At 37.6% G+C, this 25,099-nt stretch carries 27 protein-coding genes and 1 pseudogene; 13 read left to right on the forward strand and 15 right to left on the reverse strand.

Going from position 1 to position 25,099, the window contains the following annotated elements; all coding sequences use genetic code 11:
* Positions 1-13: 13 nt before the first annotated feature.
* Together galE and AB1A03_RS00355 are read right to left on the reverse strand one after the other, a co-directional pair.
* Positions 14-1,024: pseudogene (gene galE, locus AB1A03_RS00350) on the reverse strand (UDP-glucose 4-epimerase GalE).
* 173 nt (positions 1,025-1,197) lie between these two features.
* The gene (locus tag AB1A03_RS00355; RefSeq protein WP_354622619.1) at positions 1,198-1,515 is read right to left on the reverse strand and encodes a ComEA family DNA-binding protein; all 318 of its coding nucleotides are present in this window, start codon (positions 1,513-1,515) and stop codon (positions 1,198-1,200) included.
* Between the two features lie 161 nt (positions 1,516-1,676).
* Between AB1A03_RS00355 and rfaH the strand changes: the two genes are divergently transcribed.
* The 3 genes from rfaH (at position 1,677) to AB1A03_RS00370 (ending at position 3,037) form a co-directional block, all read left to right on the forward strand.
* Positions 1,677-2,189, forward strand: coding sequence for a transcription/translation regulatory transformer protein RfaH (gene rfaH, locus AB1A03_RS00360; RefSeq protein ID WP_354622620.1), 513 nt, complete (start codon positions 1,677-1,679; stop codon positions 2,187-2,189).
* Between the two features lie 3 nt (positions 2,190-2,192).
* Positions 2,193-2,591 carry a hypothetical protein gene (locus AB1A03_RS00365; protein ID WP_354622621.1) on the forward strand — a complete coding sequence of 133 codons (399 nt, stop codon included), beginning with the start codon at positions 2,193-2,195 and terminating at the stop codon, positions 2,589-2,591.
* A gap of 152 nt (positions 2,592-2,743) precedes the next feature.
* Entirely contained in the window at positions 2,744-3,037 is a 294-nt protein-coding gene (locus AB1A03_RS00370) for a rhomboid family intramembrane serine protease (RefSeq protein ID WP_354622622.1), read from the forward strand.
* Between the two features lie 13 nt (positions 3,038-3,050).
* Here the strand turns inward: AB1A03_RS00370 and AB1A03_RS00375 are convergent, their stop codons facing one another.
* Positions 3,051-3,341, reverse strand: coding sequence for a flagellar basal body-associated FliL family protein (locus AB1A03_RS00375; RefSeq protein WP_354623458.1), 291 nt, complete (start codon positions 3,339-3,341; stop codon positions 3,051-3,053).
* 225 nt (positions 3,342-3,566) lie between these two features.
* On the opposite strand from AB1A03_RS00375, the gene AB1A03_RS00380 reads away from it, so the two are divergent.
* Both AB1A03_RS00380 and ubiA read left to right on the forward strand, forming a co-directional pair.
* Complete coding sequence (locus tag AB1A03_RS00380) at positions 3,567-4,127, forward strand: chorismate--pyruvate lyase family protein (protein ID WP_354622623.1); 561 nt, start codon at positions 3,567-3,569, stop codon at positions 4,125-4,127.
* Positions 4,124-4,987: a 4-hydroxybenzoate octaprenyltransferase gene (gene ubiA / locus AB1A03_RS00385; protein WP_354622624.1), complete on the forward strand. Its 864-nt coding sequence runs from the start codon at positions 4,124-4,126 to the stop codon at positions 4,985-4,987. The genes AB1A03_RS00380 and ubiA overlap by 4 nt, the downstream gene beginning before the upstream one ends.
* Here ubiA and AB1A03_RS00390 read toward each other — a convergent pair.
* From AB1A03_RS00390 to hldE, 3 genes are all read right to left on the reverse strand, one after another.
* Positions 4,984-6,435 (reverse strand): dihydrolipoyl dehydrogenase, encoded by a 1,452-nt coding sequence (locus AB1A03_RS00390; RefSeq protein ID WP_354622625.1) that lies wholly within the window; start codon positions 6,433-6,435, stop codon positions 4,984-4,986. The two genes, ubiA and AB1A03_RS00390, sit on opposite strands and share 4 nt — an antisense overlap.
* 123 nt (positions 6,436-6,558) lie before the next feature.
* Positions 6,559-7,290, reverse strand: a complete 732-nt coding sequence (locus tag AB1A03_RS00395) for a glutathione peroxidase (RefSeq protein WP_354622626.1) — start codon at positions 7,288-7,290, stop codon at positions 6,559-6,561.
* Positions 7,291-7,440: 150 nt separating this feature from the next.
* Entirely contained in the window at positions 7,441-8,871 is a 1,431-nt protein-coding gene (gene hldE / locus AB1A03_RS00400; RefSeq protein ID WP_354622627.1) for a bifunctional D-glycero-beta-D-manno-heptose-7-phosphate kinase/D-glycero-beta-D-manno-heptose 1-phosphate adenylyltransferase HldE, read from the reverse strand.
* A 185-nt stretch (positions 8,872-9,056) separates the two neighbouring features.
* Here hldE and AB1A03_RS00405 point away from each other — a divergent pair, with 185 nt between their 5' ends.
* The gene (locus AB1A03_RS00405; protein ID WP_354622628.1) at positions 9,057-9,590 is read left to right on the forward strand and encodes a hypothetical protein; all 534 of its coding nucleotides are present in this window, start codon (positions 9,057-9,059) and stop codon (positions 9,588-9,590) included.
* 73 nt (positions 9,591-9,663) lie between these two features.
* Entirely contained in the window at positions 9,664-10,998 is a 1,335-nt protein-coding gene (locus tag AB1A03_RS00410) for an ATP-binding protein (protein WP_354623459.1), read from the forward strand.
* Between the two features lie 10 nt (positions 10,999-11,008).
* Here the strand turns inward: AB1A03_RS00410 and AB1A03_RS00415 are convergent, their stop codons facing one another.
* The 6 genes from AB1A03_RS00415 to ffh form a co-directional block, all read right to left on the reverse strand.
* The gene (locus tag AB1A03_RS00415) at positions 11,009-11,380 is read right to left on the reverse strand and encodes a YbaN family protein (protein WP_354622629.1); all 372 of its coding nucleotides are present in this window, start codon (positions 11,378-11,380) and stop codon (positions 11,009-11,011) included.
* Positions 11,381-11,657: 277 nt separating this feature from the next.
* Positions 11,658-12,011 carry a 50S ribosomal protein L19 gene (rplS, locus tag AB1A03_RS00420; RefSeq protein ID WP_354622630.1) on the reverse strand — a complete coding sequence of 118 codons (354 nt, stop codon included), beginning with the start codon at positions 12,009-12,011 and terminating at the stop codon, positions 11,658-11,660.
* A 41-nt stretch (positions 12,012-12,052) separates the two neighbouring features.
* Positions 12,053-12,799 (reverse strand): tRNA (guanosine(37)-N1)-methyltransferase TrmD, encoded by a 747-nt coding sequence (trmD, locus tag AB1A03_RS00425; protein WP_354622631.1) that lies wholly within the window; start codon positions 12,797-12,799, stop codon positions 12,053-12,055.
* A 19-nt stretch (positions 12,800-12,818) separates the two neighbouring features.
* A complete protein-coding gene (gene rimM, locus AB1A03_RS00430) occupies positions 12,819-13,346 on the reverse strand; it encodes a ribosome maturation factor RimM (protein ID WP_354622632.1) in 528 nt (175 codons plus the stop codon).
* A gap of 24 nt (positions 13,347-13,370) precedes the next feature.
* Complete coding sequence (gene rpsP / locus AB1A03_RS00435) at positions 13,371-13,619, reverse strand: 30S ribosomal protein S16 (protein WP_354623460.1); 249 nt, start codon at positions 13,617-13,619, stop codon at positions 13,371-13,373.
* A 234-nt stretch (positions 13,620-13,853) separates the two neighbouring features.
* Entirely contained in the window at positions 13,854-15,272 is a 1,419-nt protein-coding gene (gene ffh, locus AB1A03_RS00440) for a signal recognition particle protein (RefSeq protein ID WP_354622633.1), read from the reverse strand.
* 163 nt (positions 15,273-15,435) lie between these two features.
* Here ffh and AB1A03_RS00445 point away from each other — a divergent pair, with 163 nt between their 5' ends.
* Positions 15,436-16,227 carry a cytochrome C assembly family protein gene (locus AB1A03_RS00445; RefSeq protein WP_354622634.1) on the forward strand — a complete coding sequence of 264 codons (792 nt, stop codon included), beginning with the start codon at positions 15,436-15,438 and terminating at the stop codon, positions 16,225-16,227.
* 509 nt (positions 16,228-16,736) lie between these two features.
* A complete protein-coding gene (locus tag AB1A03_RS00450; RefSeq protein WP_354622635.1) occupies positions 16,737-17,756 on the forward strand; it encodes a porin in 1,020 nt (339 codons plus the stop codon).
* Positions 17,757-17,834: 78 nt separating this feature from the next.
* Here AB1A03_RS00450 and AB1A03_RS00455 read toward each other — a convergent pair whose 3' ends face one another.
* Both AB1A03_RS00455 and AB1A03_RS00460 read right to left on the reverse strand, forming a co-directional pair.
* Positions 17,835-18,395 carry a hypothetical protein gene (locus AB1A03_RS00455; protein WP_354622636.1) on the reverse strand — a complete coding sequence of 187 codons (561 nt, stop codon included), beginning with the start codon at positions 18,393-18,395 and terminating at the stop codon, positions 17,835-17,837.
* A 17-nt stretch (positions 18,396-18,412) separates the two neighbouring features.
* Positions 18,413-18,775 carry a hypothetical protein gene (locus AB1A03_RS00460; RefSeq protein ID WP_354622637.1) on the reverse strand — a complete coding sequence of 121 codons (363 nt, stop codon included), beginning with the start codon at positions 18,773-18,775 and terminating at the stop codon, positions 18,413-18,415.
* A gap of 225 nt (positions 18,776-19,000) precedes the next feature.
* On the opposite strand from AB1A03_RS00460, the gene AB1A03_RS00465 reads away from it, so the two are divergent.
* Genes AB1A03_RS00465 through AB1A03_RS00480 form a run of 4 tightly spaced genes read left to right on the forward strand, consistent with a single transcriptional unit; the run spans position 19,001 to position 24,275 of the window.
* Positions 19,001-20,047, forward strand: a complete 1,047-nt coding sequence (locus AB1A03_RS00465; RefSeq protein ID WP_354622638.1) for a polysaccharide deacetylase family protein — start codon at positions 19,001-19,003, stop codon at positions 20,045-20,047.
* Between the two features lie 15 nt (positions 20,048-20,062).
* Positions 20,063-21,976 carry a methyltransferase domain-containing protein gene (locus tag AB1A03_RS00470; RefSeq protein WP_354622639.1) on the forward strand — a complete coding sequence of 638 codons (1,914 nt, stop codon included), beginning with the start codon at positions 20,063-20,065 and terminating at the stop codon, positions 21,974-21,976.
* Positions 21,973-23,121 carry a glycosyltransferase gene (locus AB1A03_RS00475; RefSeq protein ID WP_354622640.1) on the forward strand — a complete coding sequence of 383 codons (1,149 nt, stop codon included), beginning with the start codon at positions 21,973-21,975 and terminating at the stop codon, positions 23,119-23,121. Before AB1A03_RS00470 ends, AB1A03_RS00475 begins: the two co-directional genes overlap by 4 nt.
* 23 nt (positions 23,122-23,144) lie before the next feature.
* Positions 23,145-24,275: a glycosyltransferase family 4 protein gene (locus tag AB1A03_RS00480; protein ID WP_354622641.1), complete on the forward strand. Its 1,131-nt coding sequence runs from the start codon at positions 23,145-23,147 to the stop codon at positions 24,273-24,275.
* Here AB1A03_RS00480 and AB1A03_RS00485 read toward each other — a convergent pair.
* Positions 24,272-25,087 (reverse strand): polysaccharide pyruvyl transferase family protein, encoded by an 816-nt coding sequence (locus AB1A03_RS00485; protein WP_354622642.1) that lies wholly within the window; start codon positions 25,085-25,087, stop codon positions 24,272-24,274. The genes AB1A03_RS00480 and AB1A03_RS00485 overlap by 4 nt on opposite strands.
* Between the last annotated feature and the right edge of the window lie 12 nt (positions 25,088-25,099).

Here is a 25,099-nt window from a genome sequence, read left to right on the forward strand (position 1 = left end):
TAAAAATGGTTTTTTAATAACCATTTGGATTGTTAGATTGCCATCGCCATGTATCTTGCATCATATCACTCAAGCTGCGTTGTGCTTGCCAACTCAGCTCTGACATTGCTTTATCAGGTGCCGCATAACAAGCGGCAATATCTCCCTCGCGACGAGGTGCAATATGATAAGCGACCTGCTTTTCGCTAGCTTGCTCAAATGCATTGATCATATCGAAAACCGAATACCCCTTTACCGGTTCCTAGATTATAGATAAAGACACCCGTATCTTGATTTAATTTATCTAAAGCACGCAGATGCCCAAGAGCAAGATCCACGACATGGATATAATCACGCACCCCAGTCCCGTCCTTTGTCTCATAATCATTACCAAACACGGCAAGTGACTTTAATTTACCAACGGCAACTTGCGCAATATAGGGTAATAAATTATTTGGAATACCATTGGGATCTTCACCAATTAAGCCTGAAATATGTGCCCCCACAGGATTAAAATAGCGGAGTATAGCAAATCGCCAACGTGGATCTGATTTAGCGACATCCTGAAGTACCATTTCAACCATCAATTTCGAGCTACCATAGGGATTAGTCGTCCCCCTACCGGCGCATTTTCACTAATAGGTAAAGTAGCGGGATCACCATAGACAGTAGCAGAGGAGCTAAATACCAATTTAAAAACACAGGCTGTTGCCATCGCATCTAACAGTGTTAAGGTGCCTTGAACATTATTTTGATAATAAGAAACGGGCTTAGCAACGGATTCTCCCACGGCCTTTAAACCAGCAAAATGGATCACCGCATCAATATCGTTTTCGCTAAATATAGAGTCGAGGAATTTTTAATCTAAGATATCACCTTGATAAAAAAGCGCTTGTTTACCGGTAATTTTAGCTACTCTGTGTAACGACTCTAGTGAAGAATTACACAGATTATCAACAACAACAACCTCTTCACCTGCTTGCAATAACTCCAAAACGGTATGCGAACCAATATATCCTGCACCACCTGTAACTAAAAAAGCCATACACCCTCAACTCACGAGAAATCAATATTCAATTATCAAGTACAGAGCCTTTAATATCAAGCCATTATCATTTGCACAGTTCAAATAAGGTCGAAAATGAGGCTCAACACAAAGGAGAAATATCTTTATCACCCTTCCCTATATCAATGAAGGATGATAAAGATGAAGCTTAATTATAGTGTAAGAAAGGGTTCTATTTTGGCCAGTGTTCCCGTCCCGATGCCTTTAACATTAGTTAATTCATCAAGGCTTTTAAAATGGCCATTTAGTTCTCGATAATCAACAATTGCCTGCGCTTTTTTATTGCCCAACCCCTTTAAACTTGCCAACTGTTCATTACTCGCTGTATTGATATTAATTTTTGTTGTAGCCTGCGCTGAGCTAAGCTCCCCTTTGTTTATGCTGTTATCTGCAGCATAGACTGAAATGCCACCTGAAAAGATAAATAGCAATAAAAAAACTAATAGCCGATTAATTGGATAAGTTAACATACACACTCCTTTTCTTGATTAAATAAAGTCAAAATTTAGACTAAAAAATGATTTTATCAATAAATATAAATTTACTTTTTATCAAACTATGTAGATAACAATAAAAAATGTAGACTGATATCACTTAGTAATAGTATGGATAATGACGAACAAGAGGAAATATGATGGCCAAGAAATGGTTTGTTATCTATTGCAAAAGTCGTGAAGAGCAACGAGCAGTAGAAAATTTACAACAACAGGGCATTGACTCTTTTTTTCCAAAAATAAGCAAAGAGAAAATACTTCGTGGCAAAAAAAGCATTATTCAAGAAGCGCTCTTTCCCTCCTACTTATTCGTATTTATTGATCCCAAAGATGCCGCGTTTAGCTCTATTCAATCCACACGAGGCGTGCTCGATTTTATCCGCTTCGGTGCGAAAATAGCACAAGTCAATATCGACTTAATCGAAAAATTAAAAAACATATGCGCATCAAACAACGCATTACAGAGCTTACCAGAGCAATTTTTATCCTATGGCGATAGTGTTGAGATATTACATGGCCCTTTTCAAGGACTATCAGCCATCTTTTCACAAACGGATGGTTTAGAACGTTCAGTATTACTTCTTAATGTACTCAATCAAGAGAATAAGATATCGTTTCGTAATAGCGACATTAATAAATTGGAACATTAATCAATGCAAATATTACATGAATTTCAAAATTTACGTGCTGCACAGGCATTTTCAGACTATTTACATTCACTCGGTATTGCCAATCATATTGAGGATAATGAATTTATTTATCCTTTACTAATAGAAGAACAAACGCAATATGATGCAGCTAAAATGGAACTACAGACCTTTTTGCACAACCCCAATAAAGAGAAATATCTCGCTGCGAGTTGGCAAACAGGCTCAACCAATCAGATTTCGCCTTCGTTGTCTGCTGAAAATAGTCATTTACTGGCCAACTTTATTGCCCATGGTGGTTTACTAACGAATTTAATTATTGCCATCTGTATCGCCATTTATGCGCTAACTAGCTTAGGGCTCTTCGATCCCATTCAATCATCACTCGCTTTTTTTTACCAATAATCACTTTAATTATTGGCAAAGTTGGCGATTTGTTACCCCTGCATTCCTCCATTTTAGCGCCTTGCATATTATTTTTAATCTTTTATGGTGGTGGCAGCTAGCTGGAATTATTGAAAAAATAGAAGGTAAACAACGTTTAACCTTGATTCTTTTTGCTTACCGCTATTATTTCAAATTTTGCACAGTACCACTTAGTTGGCCCCTATTTTGGTGGTTTAAGCGGCGTAGTATATGGGTTAGTCGGCTATTGTTGGTTATTTGGAAAGCTTAATAAACAGAGTAAAATTAATTTACCCAATGCTTATTTTGGATTTTTACTTGGGTGGTTAGTATTAGGTTTCATCGACATATTACCTGTAAATGTGGCCAACTATGCACATCTTGCCGGTTTATTTACAGGTATAATATTGGCAATTATTTGCTCATTACCGATTTTTAAACGATAAAAACTAGCCACATTTACTCATATAGGTATTTAGTGAACAATAAATCTGCAAGCGGGTTATTAACAGTTGGTGTTGATAACATCGCATTAATTTCATTCAGGCAACGTAGGCGGATATTTTCTCTTTCAGCGATTGATTTGACCATATCCTCACTTTGTTCACCCAATATTGTAATGATTTTATCGCGAATTAACGGTTCATGACGCGCTAATAACGCATAATTAGTACTAGATTTAGCCATTAACTCTACAGAAACTCGAATATAGCCGATTCTTTTACCCTGTTTATCGTAATTAGTAATAATATCGGGATGATTAAGAGGTACTCATAATAATTTACCTCTTCCGTTGCAGCTTCCTCTGCAACAATATGCACGGGAAAAAACGAAAAACAGAATAGGCAAAAGAGCATTTTTTTAAACATGATTATTTCCTTACAACAAAGCTAAACGATTTCTATATTTGGGTGCTACAATAGCAAATTATTTTGCTTTTATCCTCTTTAACATATTTAATAAATAAAGGTTTTCATGCTTAATCAGTTGCTTCCTATCAGCTTCTCAAATACTTGGTATAGCGAAATAGACACTGGCGAATGCTCAGAAACGTTACGCTCATGGTTATTTGATCAGAGTTCATTGACAGAGAAACTCGAACAACAATGCAATAAATTCCACGTACGACTAAGACAACAAATAGCAATCAACCCCCAAAAAAATCCACTTTCAGGTTATTTCTTAAATGAAAAACAGCTATTAGTCCGCGAAGTATTGCTCTATTGCGATGATGTAGCAATGATTTGTGCGCAAACTGAAATACCTTTCTCAACATTAACAGCACAACAAGCGACATTAGCAAATCTCGGCGAACAATCACTAGGTCGAGTGCTATTTCAAGATGCTAGTATGCAACGAGGCACTATAGAGGTATGCCAATTTCCCGAAAAATCAGCGGTGCATCAATTTACAGCAACGATTAATCAAGCATGCGAATATGCACTATGGGCAAGACGATCATTTTTTTACCTTAATAATAAACCTCTGTTGGTCAGTGAGCTATTTTTACCTGCTTCGGGGGTATATCAAAAATGACCATTTTTACTCAGCAAAAAATTCATGCTTATGCACAATTAATGCGTATCGATAAACCAATCGGCACCCTATTATTACTTTGGCCTACCCTCTGGGCGCTATGGATAGCTGCACAGGGAATCCCTGACCTCTCGGTTTTAGCAGTTTTTGTAACGGGTGTATTCATTATGCGCAGCGCGGGTTGTGTGATCAATGATTTTGCCGATAGAAATGTAGATGGTTTTGTAGAACGCACTAAAAACAGACCTTTACCTTCAGGGAGAGCGACAGGGAAAGAAGCCATCTGGCTATTTGTTGGGCTAATAATCTGCGCATTTTTACTGGTTTTAACACAGAATAAGTTGACTATTACACTATCTCTTGCAGCCCTATTACTGGCGTTTTGCTATCCATTTATGAAACGTTTCACACATCTTCCACAGTTTGTATTAGGTCTCGCTTTTAGCTGGGCAATCCCCATGGCGTTTGCAGCACAGGCCAACCAACTTCCTTCGGTAGTATGGATTCTATTTTCCATCAATATTCTCTGGACCATTGCTTACGATACCTTATATGCCATGGTTGACCGTGATGATGATGTGAGAATAGGGATAAAATCAACGGCCATTTTATTCGCTGATTACGATAAATTAATCGTTGCCTTATTACAGCTAAGTTGCCTTATCTTATTACTCATTGTTGGTATTATTGAATCGTTAAGCAGCAGCTATTATGTGGCTTTGCTCATCGTTTTTGGCCTATTTGTGAAACAGCAAATGGATATAAAAGAGAGGGATAAAAAGGCCTGCTTTAAAGCCTTTTTAGATAACAACTATGTCGGATTAGTGATTTTTCTTGCTCTATTTATAAGCTACCTCTAACAGCCAGGCCCACACTCCATGCATTGATTTGCCATCGAGCTGCCTAATTTCAATTTGGCATTAAGGTCTCGCAAAGCTGTACGAACACCTTCTTCAATAACAGGATGGTAAAAAGGCATATCAAGCATCTGCGAAATAGTCATTCTATTTTGATGCGCCCAAGCTAAAAGATGTGCCAAATGTTCTGCCTGTGGGCCAATCATCTCAGCTCCCAGAAAACGTCCCGTACCATGTTCCCCATAAATATTTAATAACCCTTTATTTTTCAGCATGACGCGACTACGCCCCTGATCTTCAAAGGAGACACTGCCTGTCTCAAAACAATGGCAACCCGTATACTTTTCACTCACCTGCTTATACGTTAAACCAACCATTGCCAGCTGTGGGTCAGTAAATACCGCTGCTAATGGTGTACGACGCAGACCAGCACGCACATTAGGATAAACAGCTGCGTTACTACCTGCAATTTTACCTTGATCAGCCGCTTCGTGAAGTAATGGAATTTGGTTACTGGCATCTCCAGCGATAAATATAGAGGGCTGCGAAGTTTGCATGGTATAGGGATCGGCAATCGGTACGCCTCGCGAATCACTATCTATCTCTATATTTTCTAAGCCTAAATTATCAATATTTGGTCGGCGACCAGTAGCAGCAAGCACATAATCAACTCGGCTTATTTGCTCTACGCCAGTTTTATCAATGTAAGTAATTTCAACAACATCACCTATACGAACCATATTGGTGACATTCGCATCCGCATCTAAATAAAATTCATCGGAGAAAGTTTTCTGCGCATAGGCCATCACTTTAGGATCGGTAAAAGGACCAACTTGCCCACCCATGCCAAACATTAGCACCTTAACACCAAGGCGATGTAATGACTGACCTAGCTCCAAACCAATCACCCCTGGACCAAAAACAGCCACAGATTTAGGCAAATCAGTCCAATTAAAAAGGTCATCATTAATAATCAGCTTATCGCCTAATTCGTTCCAAACAGGTGGATAAGCAGGTCGAGATCCGGTCGCAATAACAATGCGATCTGCGATTAACAGCGTATGATCATCAATCTGTAACGTTTTTTCATTAATAAAGCGTGCTTTACCAATAATTTTATCTTGAGTCGGAATACCTTCTACAGCATCAACCACAAAACCGACAAAACGATCCCGTTCATCGCGCACACGCTGCATCACTTTCTGTCCATCAATGCGCACATCACCATCTACAAAGACACCAAAAGGCGCCGTATGCGCCGCACCATGCGCCGCCTCTGCCGCTGCAATTAGCAATTTGCTAGGCATGCAGCCGACACGGGCACAAGTAGTGCCAAATACGCCTCCTTCAATAAGCACAACCGAATCGTTTTTTTCTTTAGCGGCACGGTATGCTGCTAATCCAGCGGTCCCACCACCGATTACTGCTACATCTACTTTAATTTCATTCATAAATCCTCCTAACAGCTGATTTATTCCCTATTTATGCTGCACGTTACGAAATTTAGGGTCAAAAAAAGCGCATTTTCAAAATCCTGAAAATACGCTTAAATATTGGTCTTATTTAAGGAAGTATTAACCTTTAACGTAGGCGACTACTGCATCGCTATCACCAATATGTTTTCCATCAACAAATAGTTGTGGCACAGTGGTTGCCCCTGTCACAGCTTTAAGGCTAACACTCGTTGCATCTTTACCTAATACAATTTCTTCAAAAGCAATATTACTTTCAGCTAAAACGGCTTTCGCTTTCGCACAGAAAGGGCAACCAGGCTTAGTAAAGAGAGCAACTGCAGCAGGTGCTTTCGCATTAGGGTTAATATAATTAAGCATGGTATCTGCATCTGATACTTCAAATGGGTCGCCCGGCTTGTTTGGCTCAATAAACATTTTTTCAATCACGCCATCTTTAACTAACATGCTGTAACGCCAGCTGCGCTTACCAAAACCGATATCACTTTTATCAACTAACATTCCCATACCTTCAGTAAAGGTTCCGCAGCCATCTGGTACAACCGTGATATTTTCCGCTTCTTGATCGGCAAGCCATGCATTCATAACAAAAGTATCATTAACACTAATACAGACAATTTCATCAACGCCATTTTCTTTTAATACACCAGCTAATTCATTATAGCGAGGTAAATGAGTAGAAGAACAAGTGGGTGTAAATGCACCGGGCAGAGAAAACACTGCCACCGTTTTGCCAGCAAATAATTGATCCGTTGTGATCGTTGTCCACTCATCGCCTTTGCGAGCAGGGAATGAAACATTTGGTACTTTTTGTCCTTCGATATTATTTAACATTGCTATCTCCTAATTATCAGTAAAATTGAATAAATAAATTTAAAATTGATTAACTTAACGACTTACCCGTCCCTATGAAAACATTATGGTGAAAAACATGCGAAAGGTAAAATCGTTTATATTTAAAAAATTAATAGCTAAAACCTATTATTAGCGGTGATTGCGAATAGCTTTAATTATTTCTGTCGTTGAACAACCGTCTTTAAATTGTAAAACCCTTACTTCACCACCATTTGCGATGACTTCAGCGCCCCCTGCAATATCCTCAGGTTTATAATCCCCGCCTTTAACAAGCAAATCGGGTAATATTTGTGCAATTAAACGTTGTGGGGTCTCCTCACTAAACTCAACAACCCAATCAACTGCCCCAAGTCCGGCTAAAACAGCCATTCTTCTATCAACAGGATTAACGGGACGCCCCTCTCCCTTTAAACCACGTACAGACTGGTCACTATTAACAGCAACGATCAATCGATCTCCCTGTTCTCTAGCTGTATTTAAATAGGAAACATGCCCCGCATGTAAAATATCAAAACAGCCATTAGTCATAACCACTTTTTCACCACGATGCTGTGCCAGTTTAACAGCTAGCTGTAACTGCTCTTGACTAAGCACACCAAAACCAATCTCTTGCTGACTATAAACGGCATTGGCAAGTTCAATAGTATTCACCGTAGACGTACCTATTTTACCCACTACAACCCCTGCGCCAGCATTGGCAAGTGTGCAGGCATGTTCGAATGAACTACCCGCGGCTAATGATGCTGCTAATACTGAAATAACCGTATCCCCAGCCCCAGTAACATCATAAACCTCTTGGGCCTGAGTTGGCAGATGAAATGCCTCGTGGCCACGGCGAATTAATGTCATGCCATGCTCACTACGTGTCACCAAAAGCGCTTGTAATTCATATTGTTCGATTAATGCTAAGCCTTTATCGACTAATTCTTGATCATTTTTGCAATGACCAACAACCGCCTCAAACTCAGCCAAATTAGGAGTTAATAATGTCGCACCACGGTATTTTTCAAAATTAGTACCTTTAGGATCAACCAATACAATCGCACCAGCATTTTTAGCCAATTGAATCATTTTTTGTACATCGGTGAGAGAACCTTTGTCATAGTCTGAAAAAATAACAACACGTAAGCCATTATCAAGACTCACTTGCATTTTATCTAATATCAAAGCGCTATCAATATCATGAAATCCTTCTTCAAAATCTAAACGCAATAATTGTTGATGGCGACTAAGTACGCGTAACTTAGTGATGGTAGGAAAGTCATTTAAGGTAACTAAATCCGTCTTTACATGAACTGATTTTAAGCCACTTGTTAATGCATTAGCAGCTTCATCGTTTCCGACTAAACCAATTAAAGTCGCCTTTCCACCTAAAGCTGCAATATTAAGAGCAACATTCGCAGCACCTCCAGGACGTTCTTCAATCGATTCTACTTTAACTACAGGCACTGGCGCCTCTGGAGAAATTCTCCCAGTCGGCCCCTGCCAATACCTATCAAGCATAACATCGCCAACAACTAAAACCTGCGCACTCTCATATTCTGGTAATGTTATTTTCATAGGATCTCTCTTCTAGTTTTAAGATAATTTAGATAAACATTAAGATTACCATATTCATCGTAAAATCACATTTTCCATGAATACAGATAACGACTTTTGACTTAGATCATAGGATAAAAAAGAGCTTCTTACAGATGCCACTCAGAAACCTATACTTAAACGTTCATCTATCAGGACTATCTGCTATGTTAACTATATTATGTATCGACAATGATCAACAATGTCTCACTCAATTGCGACATGACTTACAACTATTATTTACAGAAGCATTCGCTATCAGTACAGCAACTGATTTACAACAGGCCGATCTTTTTCTGTCACAACAATATACACAGGTAGCACTAATTTTATGCTCACAAAAATTAATATCAGCTAACCCCCTCTCCATTTGGCAAAATGAAAAATATCAGGCCATCCGTAAAATCATTTATGCAAGAGAAGCAACCGCAGAACAATTAGTCGATAGCATCAATATTGCCCAATGCAACTACTTTTTAGCACTCCCTTACCACACAAAGGTACTACAAAAAATTATTAATGCGCAAATAATTGATTACAACAAAAGTATCATAAATAAATGCAGTAACAGATTACAATCAAGCGATAATAGCGGGAAAGATGAAGTTATATTAAAACAAACAGAGAGCAAATTAAGCCACCAATTCCAAGAAAAATTTCTCGATTACTCTTTATATAGTGACTCCAACTATCCCATTTAGTCATTGAATTTTTGTATAAAATTCTAGAAAAAAAGATGAGAATATAGTTTGGCGAAAATACAGTGCGAATCACATATTAACTCGCGAAGGTGAAAAAAATAACTTTCTTTGGTTTATCACAAAAGGGGAAGTCTTACTTAAAAAACGTAATGCACACGGAGAAAGTCAAGACATCACGGTAATGCAAGCAGGCATGATGGTCGGCGGTATGTCTTTTTTAACGGGTGAAGCTGCATTTAGTACAGGTATTACCCTTGTCGATAGCGAAGTAATTAAAGTTGATAAAGCGGTTTTTTCACAAATAATGCAATCGAACTCAGCATTACTTGCTCCCTTTACTAATTTATTATTGCGTAATTTCAATCGTCGTTTACAGCATAGTATTTCGACAGAATTAGCATTACAAGAGACATTAAAATCTTTAGAAGCGGCACAGAATCAACTCGTCGAAAGCGAAAAAATGGCTGTTCTTGGACAATTAGTGGCGGGAGTTGCACATGAATTAAATAATCCGGTTGCTGCTATATTACGTGGTTCAGACAGACTCACTACGCTTATATTATCCTTATTGCATTGCAATCAGGAAGGCGAATTTTCTAATTTAGCACGTCACACACTACGCCAAGGTTTAACACTCACACCACTTTCTACATCAGAAATTCGTCAACGAACAAAAATATTAATGAATAAGATGAATGACAAAAAACTGGCTAAGCAGCTTGTTAATATGAATTTAGACGAATCAAAAATTCCACTTATAGCGGGGCGTAATTTACATGAAAGTATCGCTGTGCTGGACCAATTTCACCAGGTTGGTACTATTTTACGCAATAGCAACGCTTGTGCTGTGCGTATTTCAGATTTAGTGAAAAGTTTAAAACATTATGCAGGACAAGATAACGATAAAACCGTAACGGCCGATATTCATGAGGGATTAGAAGAAACGCTTATCATCTTTGAAAACAAACTAAAACACTATGAAGTAATAAAAGAGTATCAAAATATCCCCAAAATAGATTGTCACCCGATTGAGATCGAACAAGTCTGGACTAATATTATCGCTAATGCGATTGATGCTAAACAAAGTACACCCGGCAAGGGAATATTAAAGATATCAACAAAAGACCAACCCTTTGGTGAAACACCTACCATTCAAGTAATCATTGAAGATAACGGCCCAGGAATACCAGAAAAGATACGCAGTAAAATATTTGATCTTAATTACACAACCAAGCGAGAAGGTAATTTCGGACTAGGTATTGGGTTAACCATTAGCTCAGAAATTATATACCGTCACCATGGATTTATTGACATCGAATCAAAGGAGAACCAATTCACACGTTTTATTGTCACTTTACCCGTATTTAACCCTTGTATAGAGAGTAGCCACATGCATTTTGTAAGATAAAAAGACAACGCTATTTTTCAGGAATGCGAGCAATAAAAAGCAGCAACAGGGTAAGAATCAGCAGTAGCAAAAGTTGCAATAACAGATGCCCTTTTAGGAGTAATATGGAGATTAAAAAAGTAACCAATATCGTTAAGTAAATTTTTTTCTTGCGTGATGTAGTTATTTTTTTATCGGCCTCCCAATCCTGCAGAACCTCACCAATATAAGGTGTTGTTAATAGCTTTTTATGCAGATAGGGAGAGCTACGTGAAAAACAGGCGAGAGCAAGAATAAGAAAAGGGGTCGTCGGTAACACGGGCAAAAAAACACCTAACACACCGAGAACGATGGACAAACAGGCAATAAAAATTAATAAATAACGGTAAATAATATTAGTCATCAGCGCGTCTTTTAATACCAATTCCGGTAAGTATGTGATCTAAATTTTGCGCAGGAAAAGCAGCTTAATTCAAGGCGTAATTTGACGTAAATGGTTATTCCCTTTGCGAAAATTACAACGCAGCAGTAAGTTGTTTTAACCAGTAAAATAGATCAGCTATTTATCGGAATTGGTATAATAATTATTGGAATTTAAACAAAAAAAAGCTCGCCATTGGCGAGCCTCTTTAAAGTCTGTTGAGATAAAACCAAACAGACTAAGGTAGCAATTTGAAAAATTACTTCTTACCAAGCTTCTCTTTAATACGAGCCGCTTTACCAGTAAGTTCACGTAGGTAGTATAGTTTAGCTTGACGAACCACACCGCGACGTTTAACTTCAACGCTTCCTACAATTGGGCTGTGAGTTTGGAATACACGCTCAACACCTTCACCGTTCGAAATTTTACGAACTGTGAATGCAGAGTGTAAACCACGGTTACGTTTCGCGATTACAACACCTTCAAATGCTTGAAGACGCTCTTTACCACCTTCTTTTACTCGTACACGTACAACAACAGTATCACCCTGTGAAAATTTAGGGATATCTGTACGCATTTGTTCTTTTTCAATTGCTTGTATAATATTGCTCATTTTAATACCTTTAATACCTAGTTAGCTAATAACATCGCTAGTTAGTCGGAGCTACTTTCCAGTGCAGCAAGCAATTTTGCTTGCTCGTCAGTCAGAGCTAGGTTAGTTAATAAATCAGGCCTTCTCTGTTTCGTGCGTAACAGTGACTGTTGCAATCGCCACAGGCGAATCTTCTCATGATCACCGCTTAATAAGACACTCGGAACTTGCTTTCCATCTAACACCTCTGGACGCGTATAGTGCGGGCAATCTAGCAAGCCATCCGCAAAGGAGTCTTGCTCGGCTGATTGCACATGACCTAAAACACCCGGTACAAATCGTACCACAGCATCAATTAAGATCATGGCAGGCAACTCACCACCACTTAACACATAATCACCAACAGACCACTCTTCGTCTATCAAGTTTTCGATTACACGCTCATCAATCCCTTCATAACGCCCTGCCACTAATATCAACGCATCGCTGCTCGATAAGGACTGTGCACCACAATGGTCTAAACGTTGTCCTTGAGGAGAAAGGTAGATAACCTTTGCCTCATGTCCTGCCTCTCTTGCGGCCTGCTTTGCTGCTAAAATGGCATCCTGTAAAGGCTGCACCATCATCAACATACCAGGGCCACCACCATAGGGACGATCATCGACCGTTCTATGTTTATCTAATGTAAAATCACGCGGATTCCAACACTCAATAGAGAGCAGTTTATTCTTTACCGCTCGACCTGTTACCCCATTTTCGCTGATGGCCCGAAACATTTCCGGGAAGAGGCTTACAACCCCAATCCACATCGCTTATCTCCTAGGGTAATCAGAAATCAGGTTCCCAATTAACTTCAATTAGTTTATTTTTAATATCTATATTAGAAATAACTTGCTGTTCAATAAACGGAATTAACCGTTCTTTTTGTCCAAAAGCATCGTTCGAGTTGGCTTTTACAACAAGCACATCATTCGAGCCTGTCTCCATCATATCGGTGACAACACCTAAATGATAACCTTTGTCAGTGTGAACCTGACACCCGATTAAATCGCGCCAGTAGAAATCATCTTCCAATTCAGGAAGTTCTTTTGAGTCAACAAACAGTTCCAAACCCACTAAGGCTTGGGCATCTTCTCTGACATCAAATTCTGCTACTTTTGCAACAAAACCATTATTGTGGCGTTTCCAATCCGTTATAATAACATCTTGAAATTGCCCCTTTGATTTCATTAGCAGCGGCTTATATTCAAAAATACTTTCAGCATCATCGGTGTAGGAGTGGACTTTTAACCAGCCTTTGATGCCATATACCGCACCAAATTTACCTATTACAATTGGCTCTGCTACTTTGCTCACCTAAGTCTCCTCACCAGACTGCAATTATGCAGCTACAGCGTTATCTTTTACTAATTTAGCTACACGATCACTTAGCTGTGCGCCAAGACCAACCCAATGGTTGATACGATCTGTATCTAAACGTATTTTTTCTGCTTGACCTTGTGCGGTAGGGTTAAAGAAACCTACTTTCTCAAGGAAACGACCGTCACGCGGGCTACGGCTATCAGTTACTACCACTTGGTAGAATGGGCGTTTTTTTGCGCCACCACGAGCTAAACGAATAGTTACCATATCGTCCTCTATTTTATTGTTAAACGTCATTAGTCAGAACATTCTGACCACCAGCTTTTGTAGAAAGCCGCAAAATTATACTCTTCTTAAGCAAAAGAACAATCAAAATCACACTTTGATCTGTTTTTTGATGACTTGAACAGCTCGATTTCGTTAATTAATAACGAAAAATAAAAAGCCTCTTGGTTGAATGAACAACGAAAGAGGCTTAATAAACAGATCAATAAGAGATCGCTATTTCTTTTTAAAAGCACCTAATCCGGGAGGCATTCCCATCCCCCCCATACCACCCATACCACCCATACCAGGAGGTAACATGCCTTGCATGCCACTCATCATTTTACGCATTCCGCCCTTCGCAGACATTTTCTTCATCATTTTTTGCATCTGCGTAAATTGTTTAAGCAATTTATTTACATCTTGAATTTGCGTCCCCGAGCCAGCTGCAATGCGGCGCTTACGCCCACCTTTAATTATTTCGGGTTTAGCACGCTCTTTTTTAGTCATAGAATTAATAATGACTTCCATTTGGTTGGTGCTTTTATCATTGACTTGGTTTTTAACTGCATCAGGTATTTGCCCCATACCTGGCAATTTATCCATCATGCTGGTCATACCGCCCATATTTTTCATCTGCACTAACTGTTCACGGAAATCATCAAGGTCAAAACCTTTGCCTTTTTTAATTTTATTCGCTAACTTTTCGGCTTTCTGCTTATCTACTTTCGTTTCAATTTCTTCGATTAACGAAAGCACATCACCCATTCCTAAAATACGCGATGCAATACGATCTGGGTAAAATGATTCTAAGGCATCTATTTTTTCACCCATACCGATAAATTTAATCGGTTTTCCAGTGATATGACGAATAGATAGCGCGGCACCACCTCGAGCATCACCATCGGCTTTAGTCAAAATAACGCCCGTTAATGGCAGCGCTTCATTGAACGATTTTGCCGTATTAGCCGCATCTTGGCCGGTCATAGCATCAACAACAAATAACGTTTCAATTGGATTGATGGCCTGATGAAGTGCTTTAATCTCATCCATCATCGCACTATCAACATGCAAACGACCAGCCGTATCGACGATCACCACATCAATGAATTTTTTCTTCGCATGTGCAATCGCAGCATTGGCAATATCAATTGGATCTTGCGTAATATCACTAGGGAAAAACTCAACATCAACCTCGCCAGCTAATGTTTCTAACTGCTTAATTGCCGCAGGGCGGTATATATCAGCACTAACAACCAGCACACTTTTTTTATCTCGCGTTTTTAATAAACGCGCCAATTTAGCAACAGAGGTCGTTTTACCAGCCCCCTGCAATCCTGCCATTAATAAAATTGCTGGCGGCTGTATTGCTAAATTTAATGATTCGTTAACCTCACCCATCGCCAATTCAAGTTCATTTTGGACGACTTTAATGAAAGCTTGACCGGGGCTTAAACTTTTAGCAACTTCTTGACCTACTGCCCTTTCTTTTAATGCCTTAATAAAATCACGAACAACAGGTAAAGCAACATCTGCTTCTAATAAAGCCATACGTACTTCACGTAAGGTCTCTTTAATATTATCTTCTGTTAAACGTCCTTTACCGCTGATATTCTTCAGGGTTTTCGACAGTCGATCGGTTAAATTCTCAAACATGGTCTGCTCTCGTTGCTAAAAATAAAATTAGATTATACGCAATTCTGCTTTTTCAAAATAGTATTAATAACAATTTGCTCAATAAAGCACACAAATACACTGTTTTAAGGGCAAAGCTATGCGTATAATTACTATTTATAAGTCATTATTTTAGTAGGCTGATATGGATTATATTGCATTAATTAGCATTGTTTTTTACATTGCAGCAGGCGGCATTAGCACATCAAAATTATTCTCAACACAAAGCGCCCTGCCAACATCGTTTTTTATCTCTATTGGTATCGCATTAGCTGCCCATGCAAATTGGCTATATGAACATATATTTTTATTGCACGGTCAGAATCTACCGATGCTTAATGTGCTTTCATTAATAACTTTTATCATTTCGCTACTTTCAACGTCTGCGGCGAAACGTTTAAATACAGGCATGCTATTACCTGTTGTGTATGGATTTACTGTACTTAACTTTATCGCGGTCAGCTATATACCAAGCCACTATATTACTCACCTCGAAACACATCCGCAGATTGGTGCACATATTATTTTTGCGCTACTAGCCTACTCAATGCTAACCATTGCTAGTTTATTTGCCCTACAACTCGCTTATTTAGACTGGCGTCTCAAACATCATAAGGCACCATTAACGACCACCCCAATGCCTCCATTAATGACCTTAGAAAAGAGCTTATTCCAATTTATTCTTTTTGGCTTTATTTTACTCACCTGCACATTACTCACAGGCTTTATATTTTTAGATGATATGTTCGCACAAGGGAAAGCCCATAAAGCGATATTATCAATGATTGCATGGGTAATTTATGCAACGTTACTTTGGGGACACTTTCGCAACGGATGGCGTGGTCGATTAACGGTCTATATCACCATTATTGGCTCATCGTTATTAACGCTCGCCTATTTTGGTAGCCGTTTTGTACGTGAAATTATTCTTAATTAGCAATAACCTATCACCAGAAAAGTATCTATTTATCATATTAGGGGTACCCCATGATGCCCCTATTTATCACGTCATAAAAATGTAACAATCTTGTCGTATAGTCAAAAACCTCAAAACATCACATTGAAGTAAATCACAAAAATAGAAATTAATTATCGGACATTTTTCAATTTGTTACTCTTTTTTCAACGAAAAAGATAACAAAACAATGATTTTAATTACGTTGAAAAATCGAATTCGAGGCATGATTTCTATAAAAAAATAACGCAACAACAGGCATGACCTGTGGTGTTATTGGCAATAAAAATACATAAAAAGAGTCAATAAAAGTCAACATAGTGAGCACACCCCTTTAAAATCAAGTGATTCATAGATTTTAAAAAAGTTCAAATTTTTATTGCAAAAATGTGATTGCTTAGATAATGTATGTTTAGTGATCGGGCATAGCACGATTACACAGGGACTAATGGAATGATTTACTCAACTAATTTTTTATAAGGTAATGGAAAATGAAAAAGACTATTCTAGCTGCTTCAGTAGCGGCACTATGCTCAATCTCTGCACAAGCTGCAAATGTATATAACGCTGATGGCGTTTCTGCTGACGTATACGGTCGTATGCAATTTGATATCAAAAATGATGATGGCGATACAGACGGTGTTGGTTCAGCACGTATGGGTTACAACGCTAGTTCAGTAATCACTTCTGACCTTAAAGCTGTAGCTAAAGGCGAATGGCAAATTGATGCTGAATCTGAAGGCGATTCTAATGAATCTAAATTTACAGCTCGTCACCTATACGTAGGCGTGGCATCTGCTGAATATGGCCAAGTGGTATTTGGTCAAAGTGATACAGCATTCTACCAAGCGGTAGCTGCCACTGATATCTTCAACACTTACGGTTATGAAGCATTTACTGCGATTGAAGATGGTCGTCAACCAGGCCAAATTATCTATAACGGTTCTTTTGATGGATTTTATGTAGGTGCATCTTACCAATTCCAAGATGACAACTATACCTTCCAAATTGGTAACCCAGATAATCCAGAAGATGTTAATGATGCAGGTCAATTAGACGGCTCTTATGCATTAACATTAGGTTATGAGTTTGATTTCGGTTTAGCTGTTTACGGTGGTTACCATCTTGAAGAGTTCCAAAACGATGACAAACATAACTATGCGCTATCTGCAGCATACACAATTAATGAGCTATACTTAGGTGCCGTATTTGCTATGGCTGACTACGATAGCAATAAATTGTACGGTTATGACTTCGTAGCTTCTTACGATTTAAGTGAATTAACAACTGGTCTGTCTGTATACACGGGTTATGCAACTCAAGATGCACAAGATGGATGGGAAACTTTAGCAGGAACAGATTCACCTACAGAAGCACTTAAACTAGGTCTACAATACAAATTGAACAGCAATGCTAAAACTTGGATTGAATTCAGAAATGATTCAAGCGATGTAGCTAAAGATGCAAATGAAGAGCAACAAGTTACTGCAGCTATTCAATACAACTTCTAAGATTATTTAATAATACCTTGTTATTAAATAACTGATTGAAAGCTCGCTACGGCGAGCTTTTTTGTGGCTGAACTACAATCAGTTCGATAGTAACTCTACTTTAGATATATACAAAACAAGTGGCTGCTGCAAGTGATACATATAAAAATCAACTCCAGACATCTCTGATAAATCCATCTCTCTTTCTGTTGGTGCATTTTTTATATCGTTTAACGCGATAATAAATTCACCCCACCCCGGTTTAATCATCAACCACTGTCCAAATCTATCATTATGATTAGATTTTGCTTGGTTATAAGCCCGATCCGTCATAATTAACCTCACCTGCAGAACATGATCGTTAGGGTTAAAAAATGAAAACTTAATGGATTTGTAGCCTTGCCAATCTCCAGCAAAAAATCGCAAAACGACACGGCTAGCATCTTTAGAGGAAAAAATAGCTTTCATTAAATCAACATTTTCATGCATGACAACTGGCAATTTACCACTATTAACAATAGAAAGAGGTAGATCAGACTTCCAACGGGTTAACTCGATCCCACTAGCAAACTTAGCAAGGATGGGAAAATCGACTCTTATTGCATATTCGTCTTTAGCAGCCTGTATTGCGGGAAACAAGAGGTATAAAAATGTTAACATGTAAATTACACGAAATATCAACATTCCGTGATGAGGCTTGCTAAAATCACCAAAAAAAGATAAATAGCCAATGCACCAAATAAATTATAATAAATATCCGTAAGTTGCCGACTACGAGAAAAAAGCGGCTGAATCAATTCAATAGCACAGCCAACAATAAGTGTAGCCAACAATAAAATGAGTAATTGTCGTTGACTGTTACTACTCTTTATCTTTGTATTAAATGAAATTAATAACCAAGCCAACAACGAAAAACAGACAACATGCCCAATAGGCCAAAGAGCCCAAATAAGTCGTGGTGCTATTAAATCAGGTATATGGCCAAAAAGTAAAATAATCAAAACACAGGCAAGCAATATTATTATTATTTTTTTAAACATATCTGAACTCATTACTGATGTGTCTTGTAAAAAGATAAACTATCTATCTCTAATACCTTATATTTAAGCTTGGCACAGAAAATAAAAAGCACCGAATTCATTGACCTTAATCGTATAACATCACTAATAAAGGCTTTAATTGTTGTTAAATTGTTATCAAAAAGATATTATCAAACCTAGTAATTTTTAAGCAATACAACGGGTTAATGGAGCTTATTTTAATAAATGGACTTAATAAAAACGCTATTGCTACAGCTTATTTTTAAGCTCGGGATATTCTCACTTTTCCATTACCTTAATCGGCATAATATTACGATTTTATATCTACATAGCATTTTCCCAAGCGACCACTCTCCCTTACCATCGTGGCAACCATTACGTACACCACATAACAGCAAAGACCTCGATTTCACACTTAAAACGTTAAACCAACATTATCAATTTATCTCGCTAACAACTGCGCTCAATATTTTGCAGAAAAAAATTCCGCCTATTAATAATGGCTTAGTTATCACCTTAGATGATGGCTATTATAATAATATAGATGCAGCTGCTACTATATTTGCTAATTATGCTATTTATCCAACCATTTTTGTTGCGACTAAACATACCGAAAATAATATTCCATTTTGGTTTGATAGGCTGGATTATGCATTGCAGCAAATTGAAGAGAGCACATTTACTAGCGAGCTTTTACACCACCCCTTCACATTCGATTGTTCATCTCGGCAAGCGCTGAAACAGAGCTATGCTCTCTTCCGTAACAGAATAAAACTCGAATTCAAGTGTGATACTACCATGCGAGATTACCTTGAAAAATTATCAATCCAAATAGAACAATATACGGGTAAGGCTCTCAGCCAAATTATAGAGCAAGACAACCATGCCAAATTGGCCTCATGGCAACAACTAAAACAAGCTCAGCAACAATTTGATTTTGAAGTTGGCAGTCATACTGTAAATCATGCAAGATTAGCCTTAGTTGCTAATAATATTGCAGAAACCGAACTATCAGAATCAAAGCGTCACATAGAAGGGCGACTCAAAACTCCTTGTGATACCTTTTGTTATCCAGACAATAGTTATAATGAATCCACAGAGAAACTAGTCAATAAATACTACCAATGTGCATTAACTACCGATGCGCAGTTAAACAAAATCGGTCAGAATATGATGCGATTAAAACGTTTCAATTTTCCTACTGACAAGAATCCACTTAAAATTTTATTTAAGATCTCCGCATTACGTCAGTTTTTACAAAACAACCGTTAGGATAGTTAGGGCTTTATGAAGATATGCATAGTTGCACATTACGCTTATGGCGCATTAACTGGCGAAGAGTCAGGCCATATTGGTGGCGTAGAGAGACAAACGGCTCTGTTAAGCGAATGGTTATCCACAAATGGGCACCAAGTAACAGTAATCACTTGGGATGAAGGAGGCCCCAAGATTGAGTTGATAAACAATATTAAGATTGTAAAACTATGTAAAGTTAGTGATGGCTTACCTATGCTGCGTTTTTTTACTCCTCGCTGGACTTCTCTAATAAAAGCATTACGAATTGCTAATGCGGATGTTTATTACCAGAACTGCGCTGAGTATGTGACAGGGCAAGTTGCTATTTGGTGTAAGTTTAATAACAAACCTTTTATTTATTCTGTCGCTAGCGATGCAGACTGTGAAGCGCCTTTTACCAAACTCACAACCAAACGTGACCAATGGTTATTCCTATATGGCTTAAAAAATGCCAATAAAATAATTTGCCAAACCAATAAACAAAAAAAATTACTCCACGAAAATTATAAGCTCAACGCTGAAATGCTGCCTATGCCAGGAACACCACCAAAGGGAAAAGCCGACCCCGTGCATCAATTTTCAGCAAATAATGTAATATGGGTAGGCCGAATTCAAACCGTTAAACGTATCGAATGGTTAATTGATATCGCAGAGAAATTACCAGATATTAATTTTTCAATTATCGGTCCGACCGATCATAACCTTTCCTACACTACGCACACCTTGCCCAGAGCCAAGCGATTAAAAAATATAAAATTTTTAGGCAAAATTAGCCGACAAGAGATGCCAGATATCTACAAAGATGCCACTGTATTATTAAATACATCGATTTATGAAGGTTTTCCTAATACTTACCTTGAGGCATGGAGTTACGGTGTACCAACAATATGCACTATTGACCCTGATAATCTTATTAACTCATTCAACTTAGGTTTTGCATCTGCAATACAGGATGAATTAATTACTGCGCTAAAAGAGACAGTCACCAACCAAAAACAATGGCAACTATATTCACATAATTGCCTTCAATACTATCAATCAAATTACGCCTTTGACACCGCTCAAGGGAAATTTGAAAGAACATTTTTAGCATTTTCGAGCAAAAAGCGCACTCAAGAACAATTTAACCAACAAAGCCAAAGCTGGTCCGAATATTATAATATTGAAGCGCAGTCAATATCACATTTAGATTTACAAGTCAGAGCAAAATATGCCTTACAATATTTGCAATCATCAACGATACATAAAGATGATAACTTGTTAGATGTTGGCTGCGGTACAGGTAATAGTACGCAGTTATTTAAAAAGGCAACAGGGTGCGAAACCTTCGCCATTGATTTTGCCCCAGATATGATTGCTCAAGCGCAAAAAAATGATACCAACAACATCAATTTTCAAGTTGCAGATGCAACGAAACTTCCCTTCGAGAACAAGTTTGCCAAATGTATTATCTCTCTTGGTACATTAGAATATATCCCTAGTGACATGCTGGCATTAACAGAATATAACCGTGTTTTACAAGATGATGGCCAGTTAATCATTTCAGTTCCCAATAAACATTCATTCTTTAGAAAATTAAGAAATTTAGAAAATAAACTATTACTACTTTTAAAAAGGCTATTTACTTCTAATAATGAAATACATTTTCAGGGATATCATAAACAATGGGATATTGATAGCTTGACCTTACAACTCAATAAGAGTGGTTTTGCAGTTACTGATAGTGTTTTTTTTACTTATGGTTTTTTAAGCCCAAAGTTAGTTCACTCAAGAGCAAATTTAGCACTCTGCCGCTATCTAAATGAAAAAATACAACCACAGGATAGGTTAGCTAAATACCTTGCTCATTCATTAATACTGAACATGAAAAAAGTAACGACTACAGAGGTCATAGATAGGAAATGACAAAAAAAACAAACGTCTTGATAGTGATTAGCAATATGGAATTCGGTGGTGCACAGCGACAAATTGTCGAACTTGTGAATAACATTGATAACAGTAAATTTAGCGTATCTGTTTGCTCCCTTTCGCAATACACACCGCTTGCAGAACAATTTAATAGTAATATTCCTTTATATGTGATCCATAAAAAGTCAAAATTTGATTTTTCCGTCGTATTTAAATTAGCAAAGTTAATACGCAAACATAAATTTGATATCATACACAGTTACTTATTTGATGCAGAGATTGCCGCTCGATTAGCAGCCAAACTATCATTTACCTCGATAAAGATTATTGGCTCAGAACGTAATGCCAATTACACATTAAAGCCTATTCAAAAACGCGCCTATATATTCACCAAACATCTAGTCAATGCGATTGTTGCTAATTCTCAAAGTGGTGCAGAATTTAATGCAAAACAAACTGGTCAACCTAAGAGTAAATATCACGTCGTTTACAATGGTGTAGATACAAACAGATTCAAGCCACAGAGTAATCAAAATATTCGAGCTGAATTAGGTATCGCAGAAAGTGCTCAAGTGATTGGTATGTTTGCAAGTTTTAAAAAGCAAAAAAATCATCCATTTTTAATAAAAGCATTACAACAAGTAAAAAAACAAGGGGTAAATTTTAAACTGCTGTTAGTTGGTGATGTATTGTATGGCGGTCTACATGGCTCAGATAATTATACCGTTGCACTAAAACAATTAATTCAGGAAAGTGGTTTTTCCCAAGACGTAATTTATTTAGGAAATAGAGACGATGTTGAACGTCTTTATCCTGCTTGTGATTTTACGGTATTACCATCACTGTTTGAAGGCACTCCCAATGTGGTACTAGAATCAATGGCCTGTGGTGTACCTTGTATTGCAACTGACGTATCAGATAATGCTAGGATAATAAAACACACTAGCTCTGGTTATATCGTTGCTGTAGATGATATTGACTCACTTAGCCAATACATCTTAGGGCTAATTAATCAGCCCAATCTACTAAACGAACTCTCGAATAATGCACAGCAAACTATAATAGAAAAATTTTCATCCTATAAATTGTCGGAAAATATGGAAGCAATATACAGTTCAGTAAGTTGTAAAAATAGATTGTAATTTTAATAATAATGGTATTTAACATGCTGAAAAGTAAGAAAATTGGCTTTTTCAAAATGGGGAGTTTTTCTCATACTAATGAGAAAGTAAAAAATATTTTAATTGAAAATTTTCCAGAATATGACATTGAAGTTATCGATATCTGGGAAGACTTAATTAGCATTAAAAATCCACTACTTTGGTTCGCCTGTTTTAAAGATTATTTCATTTCAGATTTAATCAAAAGGCGCACCTTTGTAGACAGCGTATACCGTACAGAATTCTTTTTCCGTTTAGTAAGAGAGAAAGCACAGCAGCTGATACAACAAAAAGGTTACGAATTTACTTTTCAGACTCAGTCCTTTTTTGATGTTAGCTTTCCAGGAATCGCAAACTTTCTCTATACAGACCACACTCACTTAGCAAATTTATATTATCCTGCATTTTCCCCCAAGAAACTCTACCCGCAAAAGTGGATTAATCTTGAGAAAAGCGTTTATAACAATGCTGCTATCAATTTCACTATGAGTAATCACGTATCGAAATCAATGTATGAACACTATAACTGTCCGAAAGAAAAGATTTGCAACGTATATGTAGGGAGTAATGCTGGTTCTGCCAAAACAAAACTTAACCATGAGCGTTATAGCAAACAAAATATTCTATTTTTAGGTGTTGCTTGGGAGCGTAAAGGCGGGCCGCAATTAGTTGAAGCATTTAAAAAAGTAAGGGAAACATTACCTAATGCCACGTTAACAATTGTGGGTTGCTCACCAGAAATAGATGTTAAAAATTGCACTATAGTGGGACGGATTCCACTTGATCAAGTTAATCAATATTATCAACAGGCAAGTGTATTTTGTTTACCGACACGATTAGAGCCTTTTGGGATTGTCTTTATTGAAGCTTTTAATAATAAATTACCCATAATTGCTTCTAATATTGGCGCTATTCCTGATTTTGTCCACAGTGGAGAAAATGGCTATACAGTTGATCCTGATGATATAACAGCTCTGGCTGAGTGTTTAACAATACTATTGTCTAATCCTAAGATGTGTGAAGAATTCGGTTCTGCTGGATACCAATTGATTAAAAATAGATATACTTGGGAGGCAACGGGAAAAAGGCTACGTAAAGAGATTACGCAGCATTTAACAAATATGAAGGGTAACTAGCTAGCCCTAAATGGACAATTTTCCATCAATAAATCAAGATTGATTTTAATATCATCTCCATTGACCTGTTGGATAATATCGCTAATTGTCGTTGTACGCTCTATAATAAATGGCCCAGAATATCTTTTCTTTACAGACTGATAGTAGTCATAAAACTTGAATTGAGTATGTGGTACAAAGCCGTTGAAATTCACATGCACATTGGGAATGTTATAGCTATCCGCGATAATAATCCCATGCAACGAACTAGAGGCAATACAATCACACTCATTAATACTTTCAATGACTTTTGCAACAGAGTCTGCAACGCTAATAACCTTAATATCATCAGCGTGCCTCACTTGCATTTTTAACCACTCCTTAAAAAAGCTATTTTTTGCTTCGGCATAATGGGCAATGATGCCAAGTTTATATCTCTTTTTACTTGAAACACTAAATAAACGAGAATATAACAAAGCAGGATCACCATAAACCTCAGGACAATCAACCCCTGACTTTAATAATTCATTACGCGTTAATGGTCCCCTTACCGCTTTAATCCCAATAGGTTTGGAAATAACTTTACTGCCCTTTTCGGCAAATCCAGGCCCCCAAACGATTGTATTTTCATCTGCCCAATGCAAAATACTTCCAATAACTAAATGACAAGGTTTAATTATCTTCTTAGGGAGCTTATCTAAACGAACCGCTCTCTTCTTCGCAATAGCCTCAACAATAACGGGATTTAAGTCATCCCCGAAATTCTTAGGTAAAATCCCAAGCAGTGATAATTTACTTTTTCTTTGGAACCATTTTACGTAAATATTTTCCATAATAACCTAATT

The organism is Psychromonas sp. MME2 (genome assembly GCF_040566515.1).
In the GTDB taxonomy this organism is placed as follows: Bacteria; Pseudomonadota; Gammaproteobacteria; order Enterobacterales; family Psychromonadaceae; genus Psychromonas.